13 protein-coding genes are annotated in these 20,675 nt (G+C 60.2%); 7 read left to right on the plus strand and 6 right to left on the minus strand.

Going from position 1 to position 20,675, the window contains the following annotated elements; genetic code table 11:
- Nucleotides 1-23: 23 nt before the first annotated feature.
- Nucleotides 24-839 carry a SapC family protein gene (locus HRQ64_RS16250; RefSeq protein ID WP_172124336.1) on the minus strand — a complete coding sequence of 272 codons (816 nt, stop codon included), beginning with the start codon at nucleotides 837-839 and terminating at the stop codon, nucleotides 24-26.
- A gap of 331 nt (nucleotides 840-1,170) precedes the next feature.
- On the opposite strand from HRQ64_RS16250, the gene HRQ64_RS16255 reads away from it, so the two are divergent.
- Nucleotides 1,171-3,057, plus strand: a complete 1,887-nt coding sequence (locus tag HRQ64_RS16255; RefSeq protein ID WP_172124338.1) for a DUF4214 domain-containing protein — start codon at nucleotides 1,171-1,173, stop codon at nucleotides 3,055-3,057.
- A gap of 547 nt (nucleotides 3,058-3,604) precedes the next feature.
- On the opposite strand, the gene HRQ64_RS16260 is transcribed toward HRQ64_RS16255, so the two are convergent.
- Nucleotides 3,605-5,305, minus strand: coding sequence for a DUF4214 domain-containing protein (locus HRQ64_RS16260; protein ID WP_172124340.1), 1,701 nt, complete (start codon nucleotides 5,303-5,305; stop codon nucleotides 3,605-3,607).
- 306 nt (nucleotides 5,306-5,611) lie between these two features.
- Between HRQ64_RS16260 and HRQ64_RS16265 the strand changes: the two genes are divergently transcribed.
- Nucleotides 5,612-6,028, plus strand: coding sequence for a helix-turn-helix transcriptional regulator (locus HRQ64_RS16265; RefSeq protein WP_172124342.1), 417 nt, complete (start codon nucleotides 5,612-5,614; stop codon nucleotides 6,026-6,028).
- Between the two features lie 299 nt (nucleotides 6,029-6,327).
- Here the strand turns inward: HRQ64_RS16265 and HRQ64_RS16270 are convergent, their stop codons facing one another.
- Both HRQ64_RS16270 and HRQ64_RS20400 read right to left on the minus strand, forming a co-directional pair.
- A complete protein-coding gene (locus HRQ64_RS16270; RefSeq protein WP_172124344.1) occupies nucleotides 6,328-8,034 on the minus strand; it encodes a DUF4214 domain-containing protein in 1,707 nt (568 codons plus the stop codon).
- A 610-nt stretch (nucleotides 8,035-8,644) separates the two neighbouring features.
- The gene (locus HRQ64_RS20400) at nucleotides 8,645-10,360 is read right to left on the minus strand and encodes a DUF4214 domain-containing protein (RefSeq protein ID WP_172124346.1); all 1,716 of its coding nucleotides are present in this window, start codon (nucleotides 10,358-10,360) and stop codon (nucleotides 8,645-8,647) included.
- Nucleotides 10,361-10,620: 260 nt separating this feature from the next.
- Here HRQ64_RS20400 and HRQ64_RS20510 point away from each other — a divergent pair, with 260 nt between their 5' ends.
- The 4 genes from HRQ64_RS20510 (at nucleotide 10,621) to HRQ64_RS16295 (ending at nucleotide 16,173) form a co-directional block, all read left to right on the plus strand.
- Nucleotides 10,621-11,088, plus strand: a complete 468-nt coding sequence (locus tag HRQ64_RS20510) for a helix-turn-helix transcriptional regulator (protein ID WP_349236716.1) — start codon at nucleotides 10,621-10,623, stop codon at nucleotides 11,086-11,088.
- Nucleotides 11,089-11,255: 167 nt separating this feature from the next.
- Nucleotides 11,256-12,737: a methyltransferase domain-containing protein gene (locus HRQ64_RS16285; protein WP_172124348.1), complete on the plus strand. Its 1,482-nt coding sequence runs from the start codon at nucleotides 11,256-11,258 to the stop codon at nucleotides 12,735-12,737.
- Nucleotides 12,737-13,783: a glycosyltransferase gene (locus HRQ64_RS16290; RefSeq protein ID WP_172124350.1), complete on the plus strand. Its 1,047-nt coding sequence runs from the start codon at nucleotides 12,737-12,739 to the stop codon at nucleotides 13,781-13,783. Before HRQ64_RS16285 ends, HRQ64_RS16290 begins: the two co-directional genes overlap by 1 nt.
- Nucleotides 13,780-16,173 (plus strand): glycosyltransferase, encoded by a 2,394-nt coding sequence (locus HRQ64_RS16295; RefSeq protein WP_172124352.1) that lies wholly within the window; start codon nucleotides 13,780-13,782, stop codon nucleotides 16,171-16,173. Before HRQ64_RS16290 ends, HRQ64_RS16295 begins: the two co-directional genes overlap by 4 nt.
- A 6-nt stretch (nucleotides 16,174-16,179) precedes the next feature.
- Here HRQ64_RS16295 and HRQ64_RS16300 read toward each other — a convergent pair whose 3' ends face one another.
- Entirely contained in the window at nucleotides 16,180-17,445 is a 1,266-nt protein-coding gene (locus HRQ64_RS16300; protein ID WP_172124354.1) for an ABC transporter ATP-binding protein, read from the minus strand.
- Nucleotides 17,442-18,236 (minus strand): ABC transporter permease, encoded by a 795-nt coding sequence (locus tag HRQ64_RS16305; protein WP_172124356.1) that lies wholly within the window; start codon nucleotides 18,234-18,236, stop codon nucleotides 17,442-17,444. Before HRQ64_RS16305 ends, HRQ64_RS16300 begins: the two co-directional genes overlap by 4 nt.
- 494 nt (nucleotides 18,237-18,730) lie before the next feature.
- On the opposite strand from HRQ64_RS16305, the gene HRQ64_RS16310 reads away from it, so the two are divergent.
- A complete protein-coding gene (locus tag HRQ64_RS16310; protein ID WP_172124358.1) occupies nucleotides 18,731-20,629 on the plus strand; it encodes a DUF4214 domain-containing protein in 1,899 nt (632 codons plus the stop codon).
- Nucleotides 20,630-20,675 lie beyond the last annotated feature (46 nt).

The raw sequence follows: 20,675 nt of genomic DNA on the forward strand, positions 1-20,675 counted from the left end.
AAGCGCGATCCCGGCGAGGGCTCTTAATCCTTCAGAAGCGACTCCCAGTCAAATTTCTCGTCTTCCATCGCCGGTGAAAAGAGCTTTGAGGCATCAACGCGCGGTGCCTGGCGAGCCGCCCCCTGCGCTTGCGCCAGCCGCTGCAGCACCGAAAGGTTCTGCACCGCCATCAGCTGCGCATAAGCCACCGGCAAGGCGCCGGCACGGCGCAGCGCCAGGAACGCGTCGTCGGAAAGCTTGTTCAAGGCCGCTTCATTGATCCGGCTGATGCCCTGGACCGCGCGGGTGGTTTCGCCATCCTTGAGGTTGATCGGCCATGGCTCGAGCACTTCGGCCGCCTGCAGCGCTGCGACGGCGGTGCTGACCGCATCATTGCCGCGCCGAACCTGCACCAGAAACTGCAGCATTTCGCTGGTGCGCGCATGGGGCGTCACTCCATCCTCGGCGAAAAACGGTGTCCCCTCGTGGCTGAGCAGCCCGCTCGCCTCGTCAAAGGCGAGGGTGAACTGTTCGGCCGCCCCTGCCCCGCTATTGGCGAGGATGAAGGGAAAGGCGCGCAGGGCGGCGGGAATATAGGGCCCCAGCCATTTGCCGTCCGGCCCCACAAAGAGATTATTCCCCGGCAACAGGCTGAGCATGGCCACCAGCACCAGCCTGTCGCCGCTTTGCACAAAGGCGAGCGGCATGGAGCGGGCGGCGTGGGCGATTTCTGCCGCCGAAATCGGCACCAGATGGTTGGTTTTTGCGAATTCATAGGATGCCGGCGCCTGCCAGCCCTTGCCGGCGTGACGCTCGCGGCTGATCGCGACAATGGATGGCTGGTGTTGCGCTGCAGTCATGACAAATCCCTGCTGTGTTGGATGGAGGCATGCCCCCAAGCCTTGCCGGGATACTTAACGAAGCCGCAGCCCGCCCGATACCCAAAACCCCGCGACGTCCATGAAGTGGCCCGCAAGTACAGCTCGTCACATTGCTCACGAAAACGTGTCTTTGCCGTCGAAACTGGCTTGCAACCGGCAAACCCGCAAATCAAGCCCAAGTATTAACCAGAAGTAAACCTTAACTGTTGATTAACGCGATGAGTTGAGTCCCTTATCCTCTCCGGGGGAGGAGATGGGCAAAGCCACCTGATCTCCGACCAAAGAAGTTCACAGGGCTAAGGAAACAATCATGGCGAGCATTCAGGGTATTTACATCGCGCTGTTCGGGCGTCCGGCAGATCCGGAAGGTCTGGATTACTGGACTGCACAAACCAAGGGCGGCACTGATTTGTCGTTCCTGATCGGCCGGCTCACCGCCGCCGACGAATACGAGGATCTGGTTGCCGGCAAGACGCCGACCCAGGTCATCAATGCAATTTATCAGCAGCTGTTTGACCGTGATGCGGACCCGGAAGGTCTCGCGCATTACCTGGCGCTGCTGGAAAGCGGTGAGCAGAGCATCGAAACCATCGCCATCAACATTCTTGACGGCACCTCGGGCTCGGACCTGCTGACGCTCGATGCCAAGATCGACGCTGCCGACATGTTCACCGACAGCCTTGATCGCGCCGAAGAAGTTGATGCCTATGCCGGCAATACCGCCGAGGGTGTCGGTCGTGACTTCATCGACAGCGTTGATGCAAGCGATCGTGCAACGCAGCAAGAAGTCGACGCGGCAATTCAAAAGCTGCTGACTCCCGGCGGCGAAGCTCCAATTGACCCGCCCGCGGAAGAGCCGAACAATCCTCCCGGCAACGGCGGTGGCGGCGGTGGCGGCACCCCAAGCCAGCCAGTTGATCCTGATTTCGAAGTGAGCAATGCGGCACAGCTGGAGGATGCTCTTGCTGATGCAGAAGAGGGTGATGTCATCACCCTTGCTGCCGGCGACTACGGAACGGGCCGCTTTGTCATTGACGAGAGCGTCACTCTGATTGGTGAAGACGGCGTTGTCGTCCGAGGCTTTGATATTGTCGGCGATGCAGAGACCGTCTCTATCAACTCCATCGACATTCAAACTTCAGGTACTGGAGACGCCAACGCCGCCATCTACACTTACGACGGACAGAGCCTCGCTTCGCTGACACTGACTGGCGTCGATGTGACTGGCACCGGCGATGCAGGTGCTCGTGGCGTGCTGCTAGTTGAAACCGGCGCAGGTCCAAGTGACGTCGATGTCTCGATCTCCGGTAGTAGCTTCACCAATCTCGTATCCGGCGTGTATGCTGGTGTCGCCCAAGGCAACAATATCGAGATTGACCGCACCGTTTTCACCAACAATGCGAGCGCCGTCGGCGGTGTCGGCGATGAGACTAGCGTTGTGATCACTCGCAGCACCTTCACGGGCAACGACGAAGACTTGGGCGTTGAGGGTCTCCAGACCGCCGACCTCATTTCTATCGACCGCAGCACCATCCTCCGTTCGGATGGCGACACGGTGGAGGTGCTTTCATACCAGCCTGGAAATCCCGTCGGTGAGATCGTTCTCTCCGAGGCATTTAACCGAGAAAACGTCGTTTTCGTCGGCCAAGGCGAGTCCATCCAGGACGCAATCGATAATGCCGTAGCCGGCGACACCATCTACATCGGTGCTGGCACGTACAACGAGACTATCACTCTCAACAAGCAACTGACCATTGTCGGTCAGGATGGTGCCATCATCGACGGCGGCGCCGGCGGCGCTTCCACCATCACCATCGGTGAAGGTGCAAACGGCACAGTGATCACTGGGCTGACAGTGTTTGCGACTGATGGCGGCAACGCGATTTACACGCCGAACGCTGACGTGGATAACGTCACCATCTCGGGCAACACCTTCGACGCTGGCGATAACACGGGTGGCCCATTGGCTTACCTCAATCCAGGTGCTGACGGTTGGGTCTTCGAGAACAATGAGTTCCGGGGTGCATTCCTTACTGCGTCGCCACTGCTGGGCTTTGACAGCAACACCGGCATCGACGTGTACAACAACTTCTTTGCCCACGACAGCGGCCCATACGCTGCCATCGAAGTGTTTGGCGGCGAAGTTGAGTTCGTCGGGAACACTGGGCCAGGCGCGAACGACATCGACTATAACTGAGTGTAGCGCTCAGCCCCGCCCTAAGCGGGGCCACTAACCCCACCCCCTGAATGGTGGCCAGAAAGCCCGGTGTTCGCATCGGGCTTTTTCATGCCTGATCGCCTCGAATCTTTGACGATGGCGCTGTCACTCTGCCCAGGTAGATGGGCGTCAAAGCCACTACGCCTGCTCCAGGCTCATGATGGCGATGCGTTTGCTGTTGCGTAGTGCTTAGGCAGTTCTGAACGCGGGCATTGGCCTTCCAGGCCGCGACGGATAGATCAGCCATTCGCTGCTGTACTGATGTTCGTTAGCTTCTGCGCGCCTGTAGGGCCGTTGTTTGCGCCGGCGAGGCCGTTCACCTCAACAAGGCGTCACCTCAGGTGTACTCGCAGACCGCGTAGCCATTGACGTGGCCATGCCTGTCGAACTCATCGTGTCGGTAGCGCAACGCCGTCCGCGCCTTTAGCGCTGAGTATTTCCGCTGAACCGAGAGCGCTAGGTAGAGTAGCAAACAAAAACCCCGCCATCCGAAGACGGCGGGGTCATAACTAACTTAAAGAGCTAATTAGGCAGTGAAGTTCACGCCATCGGTGAAGCCGCCGGTGTAACCAGTCAGCTCAACCAAGCCGTCACCATCGTTGAACGTCGAGCTACCATCGGTGTCAACATAGATGTAGGTGCTATTGCCGTATTCGAAGATAACAGCTTCGCTAACTGCATTGGTGTTGGTGGCAGCTTCTTCAACTGCATCAAACAGGGTTGCAGCACCTTCAATCGCGTTGCGATCAGCATTTGCAAGAGTCTGCTCAACAATGCCGCCGAGATCGATGAAGTCATCATCACCTTCGAAGTCGGTGATGGTGATCATGTCGTCTTCAAAGTCACCTTCATCAGAGTCGCTGATGTTGCTCGGAGGAGCCGTGAACGTAACGGTGTCCGAACCGTCACCCAAGGTGATGGTCAGGCCAGCATCCTCGTCACCGTCTTCGGTGCCGTCCAGCGTGATCGAATCATCGCCGCTACCGAATTCCACCGAGGTCAGTTCGTCGGCAGTCGACAGGTCAATCGTCAGATCGCCGGTCATGCTGGAAGCGTCAACAGTGGTCAGCGAGGTCAGTGCACCAGCGCCAACGTCCAAGGTGGTGTCACCTTCACCAGTGACGGTGAGGGTCTCAACGCCGTCAAGGGTCGCGTCGAGGTCAACGTCAGCTACGTTGCCCGCACGGACTTCGAGGTTAACCGAAGTGATATCGCCGGCATCGGCGCCGAAGTCGAACACGGTGTCGCCAGCGGCATCATCGTTCTCAACGGCGAGGTTTGCTTCGCCTTCTTCGTCGTAGTCGATGTTGATGGTCGTGACAGCAGTAGCGCCCTCAGCAGCAAATACGGTCGAGGAAGCTGCGTTGAGATAGGTGAATGCAGCAGCGGCCGCGACAGCCTGGTCCTTCGTCGAACGGATCTCAACAACGCCGTTGGCATCGTCAAGATCAAGGGTCGAGCCGGTATCTTCGTTCTCGATCTCTTCGATGCTCGTCAGCACGGGTGCTGCACCAGCGGCAATGCCACCTTCGGAGATGACCAGAGTGTCGGTACCAGCACCACCATCAAGGATGTCGCTGCTATCAAGCGAGCCGCCAAGTACGGCGCGGAACGTGTCAGCGTCGGCAGTGCCGTCGATGTCATCAACGCCGCCGGTCTGAACATTGGCTGCGTTGGTGAGCGTGTAGGTCTCGCCAATCGGCTCAGCATCGTCAACTGCTACGATCTGGGCGATGGCAGCATCAGCTTCTGCCTGCGTCGGGACGGTTGCGTCGTCAGCAGTGACCGCATTGAGGTAAGCGCGGCCTGCGTCGGCAGCTTCTTCACCCTGGTAAGCGGTGATTTCACGTGCGGTGTCGAGCGAGTCGGTGAACAGCTGAGCTGCCTCAACCTTGTTCTCGATGACCTCAGCGTCTGCACCCGTAGCGCCGTCAAGGATGCGGATCGCGATGTCCTGAGCCGTAGCGGCGCCGGACTGCAGCTGAGCCGTGTAGAACAGCAGGCCTTCGGCATCGGCCGGACGACCAAACAGATCCTGGTAGATCTGGTTGACGCGATCGATGTCGCTCATGCCGGTGAAGCGGTCCTGGTACTCAGGCGAGTTCGACAGATCGCCAACGGCGTCGAGGTTTGCGCCATCGTCGGTCGCATCGACATAGTACTGGTAACCCACTGGATCAGCCGGACGGCCGAAGAGGGCAATGTAGACTTCCTGAATGGTAGCCATGAGTTTCAAATTCCTTTTCTGTGACCGAATTGGCCAAAGAGGCAGCGAAAACGAGGCAATAGGCGCAACTAAAGGTTTCTCCCCCCTAGTCTCCCCATCTCGTCGAAAATCAAGCTACGCCGTTCTGTTTAGAGTCGTCAAGCAGAATGTATTAGGTTCACTGTACCCTAGACTCGCTCGAACACAGTAGACTCCGGCAGCTGAGTCCCCTATATTGATTACGCTAAACGGGGCTGGCCAGGCCATTTGGCTTGGCTAGAATGCAGTAGGGTCATCACGGGATGGTGACTACGAAGTGAGGACAGAATGTATGGCAATCCGCAAAAAGGGCAGTCTGCCGACGACGTAGCCAAGCTGCGCCAGGAAGCCGGTTTGTGGCTGAAAACCCTGCGCGAAGACGCCGGCCTCAGCCAGCGCGACCTGTCACGTCACCTCGACCTCGATTATTACACCTTCATCTCGCAAATCGAATCCGGCAAGGGCCGCGTGCCCCCCAACCAATATGCTGCCATGGCCAAGGCGCTCAAAGTCGAGCCGCATGATTTCGCCAAGCAGATGCTGCGGTTCTACGATCCGATCACGCACGAAATGCTGTTTGGCGGCGAGCCAAAGCAGTTCTCGCCCATCGTGGTGCGCAAGAACGACCCAAAAGTCAGCCAGCTCGCCAAGCGCCTGGCCAAGCTCGAACGGCTGGTTTCGGTTAAAACCGAACCCCAAAGCTAGTCACGCCTGCGCGCCACCAGCGCAGCGCCTTGAAAGCCGCTCCCTGACACCAGCCGCGGGGCCAGTTTCCGTTGGCTCATCATCTTGGCCCGTAGCCCCCTTGCGGCGCCGCAGCACGCCTCGGGGTCTCGCCCGCCCGAGCCCGCATCCTCGGCCAGAAAACCACCCCTGAAGCGCCCTGCCCGCGGCCGGCACACCCACGCGCCCACGACAGGAAAACAACACAAAAAAACCCCGCTGTCCGAAGACAGCGGGGCTCGCAGAACGCGGGGGAGTTACCTCCCCCGACAATCCAGAACTTAGGCGATGGTGAGGTAGCCGTTGTTGAACGACACGTCTTCAGCGCTCACGCCGGTGAGGGTGATGGTCGCGCCGTTGAAGCTGCCATCAAGATCGCTGCCATTGAAGGTCTGCTCTTCGATATAGAGCACGGTGTCAGCGCCCTGCTGCTGCAGGAAGATTTCCAGCACGCCCAGACCACCAACGCCATCGCGACCCACGACTTCGTCGTTGAGCTCGACGAACTTGAAGCCCTGACCGAAGTAGATCAGGTCGTCGCCGTCCGCGCCGAAGCCGGCGATGGTGATGACGTCGTTTGCATCAAGGTTGTTGGCGAGGAACAGATCATTGCCCGCGGTTGCCGCTTCGACAGCCGAGTCGACCACTTCGAGGTCAAAGTTGAGGCCGGTAGGACCAAAGGTCGCCTGCGCATCGGCAATGGCCGCATCGATGGCGTCGAGCTGATCAGCAAGGTCCTGAGCCTCGGCAAGGTCAGCCCGCAACTCGGCACGCTGGTCGACTTCACTCTGGGCCGCCACAACTTCAGCGCGTGCAGCAACAAGCTGCTCGTAGAGATCGCTGACGCCGTCGCTATCAGTGTCAGCATCCAGTGCAACCGCTTCTGCCTGGGTGGATGCAACCAGAGCTTCTGCGTTAGCTTCAGCCTTGGCCGCTGCCTGAGCAGCCGAAACAGCCGACAGCAGCGCCGTCACGCCAGGATTGGTCGCTTCGGTCACGCCAGCAGCCAGCTCAAGCGTGCCATTGGTGCTGATGATGAGAGCGGTCGCATCGTAAGTTGCCGTACCGTCGGTGGCGACCACCAGAGCGCCAGTGTTCAGCGCACCGAAGCGACCTTCTTCACCAGTCTGGGTGGTGGCCGCTAGAGCAGCAGCGGCAGCAGCTTCGGCTTCAGCTGCAACAGCGGCTTCATAGGCTACGATTGCTTCGGCCAAGCCGTCCACAGCAGCAATGTCAGCCTCAACAGCGGACTGAGCTGCTTTAGCACCCGCCAATTCAGCAGCAAGGACGTTGTCCGAACCGTCAGCCAGATCACGCGCGAGAGCACCCTCAGCCGCAGTCACGTTGCTGGCAATGTCTGCACGCGCGGTGGCGGTAGCCGGATTGTTATCCAGATCCAGCGAGGCCAGGAAGTCAGCTTCCGCCTGCTGAGCCGCAGCCAGGGTGTTGATTGCAACCGTGATGTCGAAGTTCTCGCCAGCGCCGATGGAGGCGATGAAAGCGTTAACCTGGAGCTCGGTGGGGATGGTTGCGTCATCTGCAGTCACGGTCGACAGGAAGGCACGACCCTGCGCAGCTGCGTCGGAGCCGGCATAAGCGGCGACTTCAGCAGGCGTGTCGAGCGCGTCGGTGAACAGCTGGGCAGCGACCACCTTGTTGTCGACAACGTCCTGGTCGACGCCGGTTGCGCCGTCGATGATGCGGATAGCGATGTCCTGGAGATTGGCAGCGCCCGAGCGCAGCAGCTCAACATAGAACAGCAGGCCTGCGGGATCAGCAGCGCGACCAAACAGATCGATGAAGATCTGGTTGACCATTTCAGCATCGCCCATGCCTTCAAAGCGCGAGACATACTCTGGCGAGTTCGACAGCGCCCCAACTGCGCTGAGGTCGGCACCGTTCCCGGTAGCCGCTACATAGTAGTCAAAGCCTGCGCGATCGGCCGGACGGCCAAAGAGGGCGATATAGACTTCCTGAATGGTAGCCATGTGTTTCCAGATTCCTTTTCTGTGACCAAACTGGCCAAAGAGGCAAATACGACGATGGAATAGGCACGACCAAAGGAGATCTCCTCAAGTCTCCCCATCCCGTCGACGCCGGAAGCTATGTCGCTCACCGGGAGTCCGTCAAGGATAAAAGTTGCGCAATTACTGTATAGTCTAATCTTGTATAACCTCGTGAATTGCCCATGCAGCTTGTACATTCATCATCTTTTGTTAACTGGCGCCCAATCAACAAATATCGGCCCAGGGCACGAGAGCACGGCGTTGCGTCGCGGCGCGGCTGCGAGGCGAAAAGCAATCCACCACAGGGACAGAACGTCGACCACGTGTTGCGGCTGCGTCAGCCAGCGGGCAAAGGTTGCGCGGCTTGCAAGGAGGCGGGCCCCAGTCAACGCGATTTGTCCCGCGCACTGGATCTGGATCACCACACCTTGAGTTCCCAGATCAAAGCGGGCCGGGCTCTGCCGCTAACTGCTGCCCATCTCGCCGCGGCGGCCACTTAGCCATCCGCTCCCCCGGCGATGTCGACAAAGAAAGCCCCACCCTCCAAAGAGGGCGGGGCTGGGGTTCGGTAGTCTCGGCGTTACGCTGGCGATCAGGCGAAAACGAAGTTGGAGCTGTCGATGTCTTCCACCGAGAAGCCGACAACCTGAACCAGCCCATCGCCATTGGCGAGGTCGCCGCCCGCGGTGCTGACGAGGATATAGGCGTCGCCATCATAGTCGAACACCGAGACCTGACCACCAGTGGTGTAGCTGCCGGCCACATCGATGGCGTCTTCAAGCGTCGCTTCGTCGGCAATGTCGGCCAGCTCGGTGTTGGTGAGGATGTCCCTGGTGAAGGCCGCCAGGTCAATAACGTCATCGGCATCCTCGAAGTCGGAGATGACGATAAGGCTGTCTTCGAAATTGGCTTCGTCGGTGACGTTTCCAAGGGCTGTGAAGGCAAAGGTGTCGTTGCCACCGCCGCCTTCCAAGGTCACGACAGCTTCTTCGGTCCCGGCGGCTGCATCGATGGTGAAGGTGTCATTGCCATCATTGGCGGCAAAGGACACCTCGCTAGCGGTCAAGCCCGTGGTGGCCAGAGTGACGGTGTCGTCGCCGCTGCCGGCCTCGAATTCCTCGATGGCGACCAGAGGCGTCAAGTCGAGAGTGAGATCGCCCGTGGAGCCCGAGGCGTCGAAATTGGTGAGGCCGACAAGGGTCGTAACGTCAACTGTGGTTTCGCTGCTCAGCGAGAGGGTGAGGTCGGTTTCGGTCCCTGTGCCAGTCAGTGTGAGGGTTTCCCCATCCTCAGTTTCCCCAACGACGGTAATCGAAGTGAGATCGCCGGGTGTGGTTTCGGCGAAGGTCACGGCGGCGGCTCCTGTAACATCATCAAGCGCTACGGTTGCAGCCGAAACCCCATCCGCCACGGTCACCAGGGCTGCCAAGGCGGCGATGCTGCGGAAACCTGCTGTCACCCCTTCTCCCACTTCTACCGGTCCGGCCACGCCGATCTGCCAAACCTGCTGCGCCCCTTCAAAGGACTCCGTGGACAGATTGGTGACTGCCGCAGTGGTGGCGATGTTGATGATCTCGACCCCATTGATGGTGGCGAGCGGGTCGATGTCAGCGCCGCCAGCGCCGACGATGTTCATGGTGTCGGTGCCAGCACCGCCCTGGATGTCATCAAGCGGGGTGATGGTGGTATCGGCGCCGCCGACATTGGCCTGGAAGGTGTCGTTGTCGTCGGTGCCGGTGAACTCATCGATGCCGGTGGTGAGGGTGAAGGTGTCGCCGGGAACGCCGGCATTGTAGTTGTCGACGATGGTCTGGAGCGCTGCGTCCACCTCTTCCTGGGTCGGGATGGTGGTGGGATCGTCGGTGACGGCATCAAGGAAGTTGCGACCGGCTTCGGCAGCCTGGTCGCCCTGGTAGGCCAGGATTTCCTCGGAGGTGTCGATCGAGTCGGTAAAGAGCTGGGCGGCTGCCACCTTGTTGTCGATCACGTCCTGATCGGTGCCCGTGGCACCATCGAGGATGCGGATGGCGATGTCCTGGGGGCTGGCGCCACCGTTCTGGAGCAAATCGACATAGAACAGCAGGCCTGCCGGATCAGCTGGGCGGCCAAACAGGTCCTGGTAGATCTGATTGACACGGTCAATGTCGCTCATGCCTTCGAAGCGACTGGTATATTCCTCGGAGGCGGACAGATCACCGACCGCATCGAGGTTTGCACCGTCGTCAGTGGCTTCAACATAATACTGGTAGCCAACTGGATCGGCCGGACGGCCGAAGAGGGCAATATAGACTTCCTGAATGGTAGCCATGTGTTCAGTTTCCTTTTCCGTGACCAAATCGGCCAAACAGGCATTTACGAAGATGGAACTAGGCGGCGGACCCATAAGGAACTCGCCCCAAGCTTCCTCCTCCCGCCGGCCGGAAACCTACGTCTGAGCCCGTAATTCGGTACAGTAGCGAAAACGATGTACACCCCTAACCCGCAATAGAATTGGCCATTGGGGGGTACAGTATTTATCTTGGGATCGGATGATCAGCGTGACGGAAACGATGGTGATTTCCTGAGCACATGAGTGCCGCCACGTCCATCGGCGCACCCCGAGGTGAAAACAAGATGTATGGAAATCCTCAGCATGGCCTGCACCCCGACGAGGTTCTTCGCCTGCGCCAGGAGGCGGGCAGATGGCTGCGCGAGCTGCGTGAGGCTGCGGGCCTAAGCCAGCGCGATTTGTCCCGCGCGCTGGATCTCGACTACTACACCTTCATTTCCCAGATCGAGTCCGGTCGCGGTCGGGTGCCGCCCAATCAATACGGCGCCATGGCCAAGGCGCTGAACGTCGAGCCACATGACTTCGCCAAATCGATGCTGCGCTTCTACGATCCCATCACCCACGACATGCTGTTTGGCGGCGAACCCAAGCAATTCGCCCTCACCGTCGTGCGCAAAGGTGATCCAAAAGTCAGCCAGCTGGCCAAGCGCGTTGCGAAGCTCGAACGCTTGGTCACGATCAAGCCAGATAAAGAACCTTCCGCGTAAAGCCGTCTTTTTAGGCCACCGGTTTGCCCACGGCACGCGCTTGCGCCTGCCTCGCCGCGGGAATCTGCGCGGCATGTCGCGGCGCCCAATGCAGGGCTCGGGTTGCATCGGCTGGAGCGGACAGTGTATCTCCCACGGTCAAACGGCCTGCAACACTGGAGCCAAGGATGAACGAGCGGTTTTCGATCGATGCCGTGTTGGATAAGGTGCGGGCACTCAGAACACCTGAGGCTCCACCGCAGCGCCAAATCCCGGAATGGAGCGCTGAGCAGCGCGTTCGCAGTGCCGCCGAAGTGCCCCTGATCCCACTGCCCCCCGAGGATAAGCTCGATCCCAACCGCGGCACCTATACGGTGGGCGACTTTCTCGCCCTCAGCGACGAGGCAATGATCAACGAGGCTTATCGCGTGGTGCTGGGGCGCGAGGGCGACGCCCTTGGGCGCTCCCACTACCTCAAGAACCTGCAGGAAGGCCGCGCCACTCCAGCCTCGATCCTGATGGCCATGCGTTTTTCGGCCGAGGGCCGCGCCCGGGGCGTGCGCATCAAGCGCTTGCTGCCTGCCTATGGGCTCTACCGCCTGGCGACCCTCCCCGTGCTCGGGCGCCTGTTCTCGCCGCTTGTGGCGCTGATCAACCTGCCGGGAACCCTGCTGCGCATTCACCGGCGGCTGGCTGCGGGTGAGTTGCGGCAAAAACAAACCATTGAAGCGACCAATAAGGCGCTGCTTGCCATCCGGCGGGCCCTGATCGAAGCGGGGGTGGAACTGCAATCGCTTTCGCGCCTGGGCGAAAGCCACTCCACCCAGATCGAGGTGATTGGGGAGCAAACCCTGGGTGAAATGCGCGCCATGCGCGAACAATCCCTAGCCCAAACCGGGCACGTGGCGGAGCTGGTTGCCACAGCCCGCCAATCGGTGGCGCAAACAAGCCCTGCAGTGATTGAACCCGCAATCGCGGACATCGAAGCCCACGGCCTCGATGACCTCTACCTGGCTTTTGAGAACCGCTTTCGCGGCACCCGTGCCGAAATCGCCGCAAAGATCGCCCGGTATCTTCCCTTGTTCCAGCGCAACCCGGCAGTGGCTGCAGGCGGTGTGGTGCTCGATATCGGCTGTGGGCGTGGCGAATGGATCAAGATGCTGGCCGACAACAACATCGCCTCACGCGGCGTAGACATGAACGGCGCCATGGCCGCCGCCTGCCGCGAGCAGGGGCTTGATGCAGTGGCGGGCGACGCCATCGCCTATATGCGCTCCCTGCCCCCGAACACGCTGGGCGCGGTGACTGGCTTTCACATCGTGGAGCATCTGGCCTTTGAGGACCTGATCGCTATGCTCGATGCCGCACGCCAGGCGCTCATGCCAGGCGGCGTGATCCTGTTTGAAACGCCCAATCCCGAAAATCTGGTGGTGGGCGGCTGCACCTTCAACAACGATCCCACGCACAACAAGCCGCTTCCTCCCGAAGTGCTTCGTTTTCTGGCGGAGGCGCGCGGCTTTGAGCAGACCCGGGTAATTCGCGAGCTAAGCGATATCGATCTCGCATCGCCCGAAAGCGGATTCGCGCCTTCCGAGGTCAATGACTGGTTCCGCCTTCCCATGGACTATGCGCTGTTTGCCCATAAGCCCGCCGGGGGCCAGGCCAACTGATGCGGGTAGGAATTGCGACCGTTTACACGCCCGGCATAGCTGGGGGTGCCGAGCTGCATGCCCAAGGCCTAAGCGATGCGCTGCACGCTGCCGGACACCTGGTCCATCATCTTCGCATGCCATTCACCTATTGGCCCGCGGCCGAAATCGGCCGGTCCATGGATGCTTGGGCCAGCATGGATTTCACCCGTTATGGCGGGGGGCAGATCGACAAGATCATCTGCCTCAAATTTCCGACTTATCTGCTGGATCACCCCAACAAGGCGGTATGGCTGTTGCATCAGCACCGCGCCGCTTACGAGCTCTACGGCACCCCCATGGGCTTTGAGGATCGTCCCGAAAATGCCGCCCTGCGTGATCGCATCATCGCTGCCGATACGGCCGCGCTCGGAGCGGTCACGCCCGTCTGGACCAACTCGCAGCGTGTGAGCGAGCGGCTGCACAAGTACAACGGCATTGCATCGGCGCCGCTCTACCATCCGCCCCATGGGGCCGAGCAGTTCCGTTGTGAAGCTGCCCTGCCCTATATCTTTTATCCCTCGCGCCTCGAAACCCTCAAGCGACAGCACTTGTTGATCGAGGCAATCGCCCAATGCAACTCGCCGGTGGGGGCCGTTCTGTCGGGCGAAGGGGGCACCCGCGCCGAACTTGAACGGCTGATCGAGCAGTATGATCTGGGCAATCGTGTCAGGCTGGTTGGCCACATCACGAGGGACCAATTGCTGGACCTTTACGCCAACGCACTCGGCGTCTTTTTCGGGCCGTTCGACGAGGATTACGGCTACATCACCCTTGAAGCCATGCTTTCGGCCAAGCCGGTGATCACCTGCACCGACTCGGGTGGTCCGCTCGAATTTGTTCGCGATGGCCAAACAGGTTTTGTTGTGCCTCCTGATGCTCCCGCCATTGCTGCGGCCATCGCCGCGCTTGCGGGCAACCCTGCACAGGCCCAGGCCATGGGAGCGGCTGGGCGAAACGCCTATGACGCTGCAGGCATATCTTGGACCAAAGTGGTCGAAACCCTTACCGGCGACCAAAAACCATGAAGATTGCCATCCTCACCCCCCATCCCGTGCCGCTCGCCCTGGGCGGCTTGGAAAACCTCAAATGGGGGCTGCAAAGTGCCATTGAGCGGCTGACCGAGCATAGCTGCGACGTTGTCGGCCTGATCTCGCCAGAAGGAAACCTGTGGGACCTGATCCGCTCCTACCAAGAAGCGAGCCGGCTGGACCTTTCCGCCTATGACTGCGTGATTTCAGGCAAATATCCGATGTGGATGGTCGATCACCCCAATCACATCGTTTACATGCTGCACAAGCTGCGCGGCCTTTATGACACCTATCCCGGCGACAGCGGATCGGGCGAACTGCGCCAAGTCCCCGAACTGGTCGATCTCCGGACCTGGATGGGCGAGATGACGGCAGCCGGCCGCATCCACGGGCGCACCGAAAACGCGGTCCTGTTCGAACGTCTGGAGCGATTGCGGAACGCCCAGCTGCCCCAGAATCTTTTCCGCTTTCCAGGGGCTCTTGCCCGCGAAATCGTGCACTTCCTTGATGCAGGTGCAATCAGCTCGCGGCAAATCCGCCGCTTTGCCGTCCAAAGCATGACGGTCAAGCGCCGCGCCGACTATCTGCCGTCCGAAGTCGACGCCAGCGTGCTTTATCCGCCGGCCCATCGCGACGATTACCATTGTGCAGGCGACGATTACCTCTTCACCTCCAGCCGCCTCGACAGTCCCAAGCGGCTCGACCTCCTGATAGCGGCCATGCAGCAGGTCAAGGCCGATATTCCCCTGCTGATTGCGGGCACCGGCCCCGACGAAGCACGCCTCAAAGCCCTTGCAGCCGCCGATCCGCGCATCAAGTTCCTGGGCTTTGTCGCCGACGAGCAGATACCAGACCTCTACGCCAATGCGCTTGCTGTGCCCTTCGTGCCTTATGACGAGGATTATGGCCTCGTTACCATCGAGGCGATGCGCAGCTCCAAGCCGGTGCTGACCTTCGCAGACTCCGGCGGACCCACCGAGTTCGTGGTGGATGGCGAGAATGGCTATGTCGTCCCGCCCTCCCCTGCGGCATTGGCCCAGCGCATTGATCATCTCGCTTCCCATCGCACCGAAGCCCGCCAGATGGGCGCTCGCGCGTTGGAGCGGGTCAGCAGCATCACCTGGGAAACTCTGGTGACTGGACTGCTGGAAGAGGCGCCTCGCCTGCCCCGGTCCAATGGGCGGCGCAAGCTAACCGTTGCCACCACTTTCCCGATTTACCCCGCGGTCGGGGGCGGCCAGTCCCGTGTGTTCAATCTCTACCGGCAGCTGGCCCAGAGTTTCGATGTTGAAGTCGTAACCTTGACCAGCGGCGGGCCGGAGATCAGCGAGCGCCATATCGCGCCCGGTCTCAAGGAAACCCGCATCGCCAAGTCGATCCAGCATGAGCAACTCGAAAGCCTTTATTCACGGGCTTTGGACGGTCATTCTGCCACCGATATCGCGGCAATCGAGATGATCGGGCTGACCCCGGCCTTTGGGGAGGCCCTCGAGCGTTCCGCGCTCGAAAGCGAGGCGGTCATTGCCAGCCATCCCTATCTGGTCGATGCCATTCGCCGCGCCGCGCCCGGCAAACCCCTTTGGTACGAAGCCCACAATGTGGAGCTTACGCTCAAGCAAAGCATGCTTGAGGGCGTTCCTGAGCGGGACAAGGCGCTAGCCGCGGTTCGCCGCGCGGAATTGCGTTGCTGGCAAGAAGCGCAGCTGGTTTTTGCTTGCGCCGACCGGGATCTCAAGGAGTTCGAACACCTTTACGGCCCCACGCGGGCCCGCCTGCTGGAAGTGCCCAATGGCGTGGAGCCCGCCGATTTCAACTTCGTCCCCCTGGTGGAGCGCCGGCGATTGCAGCAATCGGCAGGTGTCGGACACAGGAAAACGGCTCTCTTCATGGGCAGCTGGCACGGTCCCAATGTGGAGGCAGTCGAGCTGATCCTGCGCGAGGCGGCGGATGCTCCCGAGTTCCGGTTCCTGGTTGCGGGCAGTTGTTGCCTGCCCTTCGCCAAGCGCACGCTCCCAGCAAATGTCGAGATGCTTGGTGTTGTGAGCAACGAGACCCGCAGCGACCTGCTTGCGGTTGCCGATGTGGCGCTCAATCCCATGCTGAGCGGGTCAGGCACCAATCTCAAGATGCTGGACTATTTCGCCTCGGGCGTGCCAGTCGTGTCGACGCGCTTCGGCGCCCGTGGACTCGAAATCATCGAGAACAAACACTACCTTGCTGCGGAGCCGGGCGAGTTTGGTGCCGCCCTGCACGATGTGGCGCAACGCAGCGAGCAATCCCTATCCGAGCAGGTCACGGCCACCCGCCAGATCGTTGAAAACCACTATTCCTGGGCGATCATCGCCCAGCGCTTCCGGGAGGAGCTGGCGCAATTGGGCTTGGCCTAGGAGGGCTTAGCTCTCCACCTCGGCTTCGACCCGCCCCGGCGTTCGCGCCTGCCCCCGCCACACTTCGATCTGCGAGGGAATGAACATCTTGCCATCGAACGGATCACCCTGGTTCACCACCGCAAAGATGAGGGCGAGGTCGCGCCACTCAAAGCTCTCGGCGAGATGGCTTTCATCGGCCGAGAGCGACAAGGCAATCGAATAGGTACCCGGACCCAGATTCAGCGGGAATCGAATGGAGAACACCGCGCCCTCTCCCGGGGCCAAATCGGTGAGCACTTGGTCCGAAAAAAACGTGTTGGTGCCATAAATGGTTTGCCCCACCCGATCCTTGATCGCATAGCCAAGCACCAGCTTGGGAATTGCGACCCTGGCTTCCACTTCAACGCGAAGCTCCACCGGGGTAGCGACCGGCACCGTGTCGAGCGCCTTGCCGGCAAGATCAAACAGGCCGACATCCCCGATCACGGCCTTGCGCGAACCAGAAATGGTCTGGATGCGCCCCGAAGGATGCTCGAGCGTCTCGATCACCTCGCCCTCTTTCTGTGCAATCAGGGCATTATAATAGTCCAGCACACTTTCCGGATCACCATCCCGGACGATCTTGCCACCCTCGAGAAGGATGGCGCGATCGCAGATGCTTTGCAGCGCGATCTTGTCGTGGGACACCAGGATCAGCGTCGTTCCCAGCTCCCGGAACTCCCGGATGCGCTTGAAACTCTTGTGCTGGAAGTAAGCGTCGCCAACCGACAATGCCTCGTCGATGATCAGGATATCGGGCCGGAATGCAGTCGCCACTGCAAAGGCCAGCCGCACCTGCATGCCGCTGGAGTAAACCCGGATCGGCTGCTCGAAATACGCCCCGAGCTCCGAGAATTCCTCGATGCCGGCGATCACCGCGTCGATATCGGCTTGGTTGTGCCCCATCATGCCCGCGGCCTGATAGGCATTCTGGCGGCCGGTCATTTCGTAGTTGAAGCCCATCCCCAGCTCGAGAATGGCGGCGATGCGGCCATTGATCTCGATGGCGCCCTCACTGGGCCTGGTCGTACCAGTGACCATCTTGAGCAGCGTACTCTTGCCCGCGCCATTGCGCCCAACAATGCCCAGCGCTTGGCCCGGCGGCACCTCGAAGTTCACGTCCTTGAGGACCCAGTTCTCCTCGACCGGCTGGGTTCTTGCACCAAACCAGGTGGCGATGCGGTCGAACTCGTGCCGATAGCGGCGAAATGCCTTGCCCAGCCCTCTGACGCTCAGAACCGAACCGCTCATAGCACGTCCACCATTTCCCCGCTCGAGCGGCGGAACAAGGTCATTGCCAGCGCCATCAGGCCCACGGCAAGCACCGCCAGGCAAGCCAGGCTGAGCAGATTGGGCGCCTGGCCATAAACCAGCACGCGATGATAGCCATCGACCACCCAGAACATGGGGTTGAACATGAGGATGAACCGATAACTCTCGGGAATGATGTCGATGATGTATACGATGGGTGTCATCCAGAACCCGAACTGCAGCAAGATGCCGACGGCCTGCGCCACATCGCGGATGAACACATTGAGGACGCCTAGCGTCAATCCTAGGCCCAGACCCAGCGCCGCGGTTAGCACGGTCAGCACGGGAAACCAGAGCAGCGCCCAGCCCGGATTGTGCCCGAGCAGCGCATAGGCCGCGAGCACCAGCACAAAAAAGATCAAATTGTTAACCAGAGCAGCGCCCAGGGTGATCAGCGGCAGCACGATGCGGGGAAAAGCGATCTTCTTGAGCGCGTTGGCATTGTCGATAAAGATCGTCAGCGAGCGGTTGAGGATCTCGGTGAACAAGAACCAGGCGCTGAAGCCCGCCATCAAATAGATCGAGTAAGCGAAACGATTGTCGATGCCCGGCAAGCGGCTAGACATCAGTGCCGACAGCACGAAGGCGTAGATTGCGACCTGTGACAAGGGCGACAGCACGATCCAGAGCACACCCAGGCCTGAGCGCGCCACTCGGGCACGAAAGTCCAGCCGGATGGCAGACCAGATGAAGTACCGATAGTTCAATGCGGCTTGGAAAAGTCCCGCCATGTGCTCGATTCGTCCGGTGGTGTCGACGTCGCGGTCGTCTGTAGCAAACCCAAACCGCCATTGCACGCTTGAGAACCGAACCTTGCCAGTTCGGCCGCCTTCACACCCCGACTAGGAATAAATCCGAGTGCAGGTAAGTCCGACTCCAGCAGATTTTTGCCGCTCCTGCTCGGCACGGTAAACAGTTTCCTGAGGCCGGTGGAGAGCCCCGCCCCACGCAAGAGGAACGGCTTTAACTGCTATTCGCTTAGCTATTCAGCACCGGCAAGTATTCACCTTGCAAACCAAATACTTGAACGCTCCGGCGCGCCAGCAGTCTGCAGCAGTGATTAACTCGAAGGATGTATGAAGCAATAACCGTTGGCTCTCCAGTCGACATGGTTAACGTCAAGTGACCTGCGTACATAAAATACAAGGTAAAACTCGGCGTCGCCCTAAATCTTTCGTCGCTACCCCTTCGGTCAACAGCAACACAACCTTGTTGGCGACCAAGAATGGCGAAGATCGAAAAAGTATTTGCGACCGGCACCTCCTTTGTTGACGACCTGCTTACAGCGAACAAATGGACTGCCAACAGCATCAGCTTTGGCTTCGTCGCCTCCGCTAGCGCCTTGGGCGCCGATTATGGACGCGGCGAGGCGAGCGACGGCTTCAAGACCCTGTCGGCCCAGCAGCAGCAAGCAACCATTGACGCCTTCGCGCTATGGTCGGGCGTTGCTGATATCGATTTGGTGCAGACCAACTCGGCACAAGCCGAAATACGCCTCGGCACTTCAGCCCTGCCGCGGACCGCATGGTCGTACCAGCCCTCGGAAGCCGAGTTCAGCGGGGACATCTGGATCGGCTCGGCGAGCTATAACGCCAATCCAGCGCAGGGCAACTACGGCTTTTTCACCATCATGCACGAGATCGGCCATGCGCTGGGCCTGGGCCATCCCCACGATGCGAGCCTGAACGCCGGAAAGGGCGCGGCAGTGGGCGACGCATCCGAGGGCCTCTGCCCCTGCTGCGCAGGCGCCATTCACGGTCAAACCGCGCAGATCGGCACCGCGACCGCTGCTGCTAGCGCCAATCCTGTCGACGCCATGGCTTATTCGGTCATGAGCTATCGCTCATTCCAGGGCGCTGTCCTGGGCTCGGGCTACCAAAACGAGACCTTTGGCTACGGCCAGTCTCCCATGCTGCGCGACATCGCGGCCATCCAGCATCTCTATGGCGCCAATTACAGCACCAACAACACTGACACGGTTTATCGCTGGAGCGAGACTTCCGGCGAGAAGTTCATCGATGGCCGTGGCCAGGGAGCGCCCGGCGCCGCTAAGGTCTTTGAAACTCTTTGGGATGGCGGCGGCGCCGACACCTACGACCTGTCGAACTTCAAGACCGATGTGAAGCTCGACCTCGCTCCCGGCGGCTGGACGGACTTCGGCACCAGTCAACTCGCGCGGCTCGGCCCCGGCCAATTTGCTCCCGGCAACGTCGCCACTGCATTTTTGCACAATGGGGACCAGCGCGCCCTCATCGAGAACGCTGTAACCGGAGCGGGCAATGACGTTCTGGTCGGCAATATCGGCGACAATATCCTCGTGGGTGGAGCCGGCAACGACAAGCTTTATGGCGCACAAGGAAACGATATCCTGGTCGGGGGTCATCTCGGCAGCGAGTTGAAACTGCTGGGTATCGAACTCGCCGTACCCTCACTCCTGCGCGGAGCCGCGTTGCGGGTGGACGGCGACGACCTTCTGGTGGGCGGTGACGGCAATGACATCCTCGTGCCGGGCTTGGGCGAGAACGAAGTTGATGGGGGTGCCGGTTCGGACACGATCATCATCGACCTGCCCTTTGAAGCGGTGGTCATCGTTGAGCAAGGCGGCGGCACGCATCTTATCACCTATGCCGGCGGTTCGGTGCTCGCGCGCGGAATTGAGTTCATAGCGCTCAGCGACGGCATTTATTCCACCGGGACGGCGGTCGTAGACTTGGATCCTGCAGCCGAAAGCGTCGCTCTCCTTTATCGCGCTGCACTCGACCGCGACCTGGATGCGAGCGGCCGCGATTACTGGACCGGCGTCATCGAGCAAGGCGGCAGCCTGGTTGACATCGCCGCCTCGCTCATCAACAGCCCGGAATTCGTGACCCGCTTTGGTCATCTTCAAGAACTGGGTGAGACACAGTTCGTCGAAATGCTGTACCAGAACGTTCTCGGCCGCGAGGGCGAGCCTGATGGCCTTGCTTATTGGACCGGCGCAATGGCGAACGGCACCAGCTACTCGCAGGTGCTTCTAGCTTTCGCGCAAAGCCAGGAAAACGTTGCCGCATTCACCGATGAGTTGATCACTGATGTTGGCATCACAGCGGTAAGCGAAGCTCAGTGGGCGATGTTTGCCGCCTAAACCTGCAGTGCTTCGCTTCTTCACACCAGCACGTGAACAACTCTGG

Origin of the sequence: Devosia sp. 919 (genome assembly GCF_013185965.1) — a bacterium.
Lineage (GTDB): Bacteria > Pseudomonadota > Alphaproteobacteria > Rhizobiales > Devosiaceae > Devosia.

What these genes read in the sequence shown, in the direction of transcription:
- HRQ64_RS16260 (WP_172124340.1), bottom strand. Translation starts at nt 5,305, where the DNA reads ATGGCTACCATTCAGGAAGTCTACATTGCCCTCTTCGGCCGTCCGGCT.
- HRQ64_RS16265 (WP_172124342.1), top strand. Translation starts at nt 5,612, where the DNA reads ATGTATGGCAATCCGCAAAAAGGGCAGTCTGCCGACGACGTAGCCAAG.
- HRQ64_RS16300 (WP_172124354.1), bottom strand. Translation starts at nt 17,445, where the DNA reads ATGAGCGGTTCGGTTCTGAGCGTCAGAGGGCTGGGCAAGGCATTTCGC.
- HRQ64_RS16250 (WP_172124336.1), bottom strand. Translation starts at nt 839, where the DNA reads ATGACTGCAGCGCAACACCAGCCATCCATTGTCGCGATCAGCCGCGAG.
- HRQ64_RS16270 (WP_172124344.1), bottom strand. Translation starts at nt 8,034, where the DNA reads ATGGCTACCATTCAGGAAGTCTATATCGCCCTCTTTGGCCGTCCGGCC.
- HRQ64_RS16305 (WP_172124356.1), bottom strand. Translation starts at nt 18,236, where the DNA reads ATGGCGGGACTTTTCCAAGCCGCATTGAACTATCGGTACTTCATCTGG.
- HRQ64_RS20510 (WP_349236716.1), top strand. Translation starts at nt 10,621, where the DNA reads ATGAGTGCCGCCACGTCCATCGGCGCACCCCGAGGTGAAAACAAGATG.
- HRQ64_RS16295 (WP_172124352.1), top strand. Translation starts at nt 13,780, where the DNA reads ATGAAGATTGCCATCCTCACCCCCCATCCCGTGCCGCTCGCCCTGGGC.
- HRQ64_RS20400 (WP_172124346.1), bottom strand. Translation starts at nt 10,360, where the DNA reads ATGGCTACCATTCAGGAAGTCTATATTGCCCTCTTCGGCCGTCCGGCC.
- HRQ64_RS16310 (WP_172124358.1), top strand. Translation starts at nt 18,731, where the DNA reads ATGGCGAAGATCGAAAAAGTATTTGCGACCGGCACCTCCTTTGTTGAC.
- HRQ64_RS16255 (WP_172124338.1), top strand. Translation starts at nt 1,171, where the DNA reads ATGGCGAGCATTCAGGGTATTTACATCGCGCTGTTCGGGCGTCCGGCA.
- HRQ64_RS16290 (WP_172124350.1), top strand. Translation starts at nt 12,737, where the DNA reads ATGCGGGTAGGAATTGCGACCGTTTACACGCCCGGCATAGCTGGGGGT.
- HRQ64_RS16285 (WP_172124348.1), top strand. Translation starts at nt 11,256, where the DNA reads ATGAACGAGCGGTTTTCGATCGATGCCGTGTTGGATAAGGTGCGGGCA.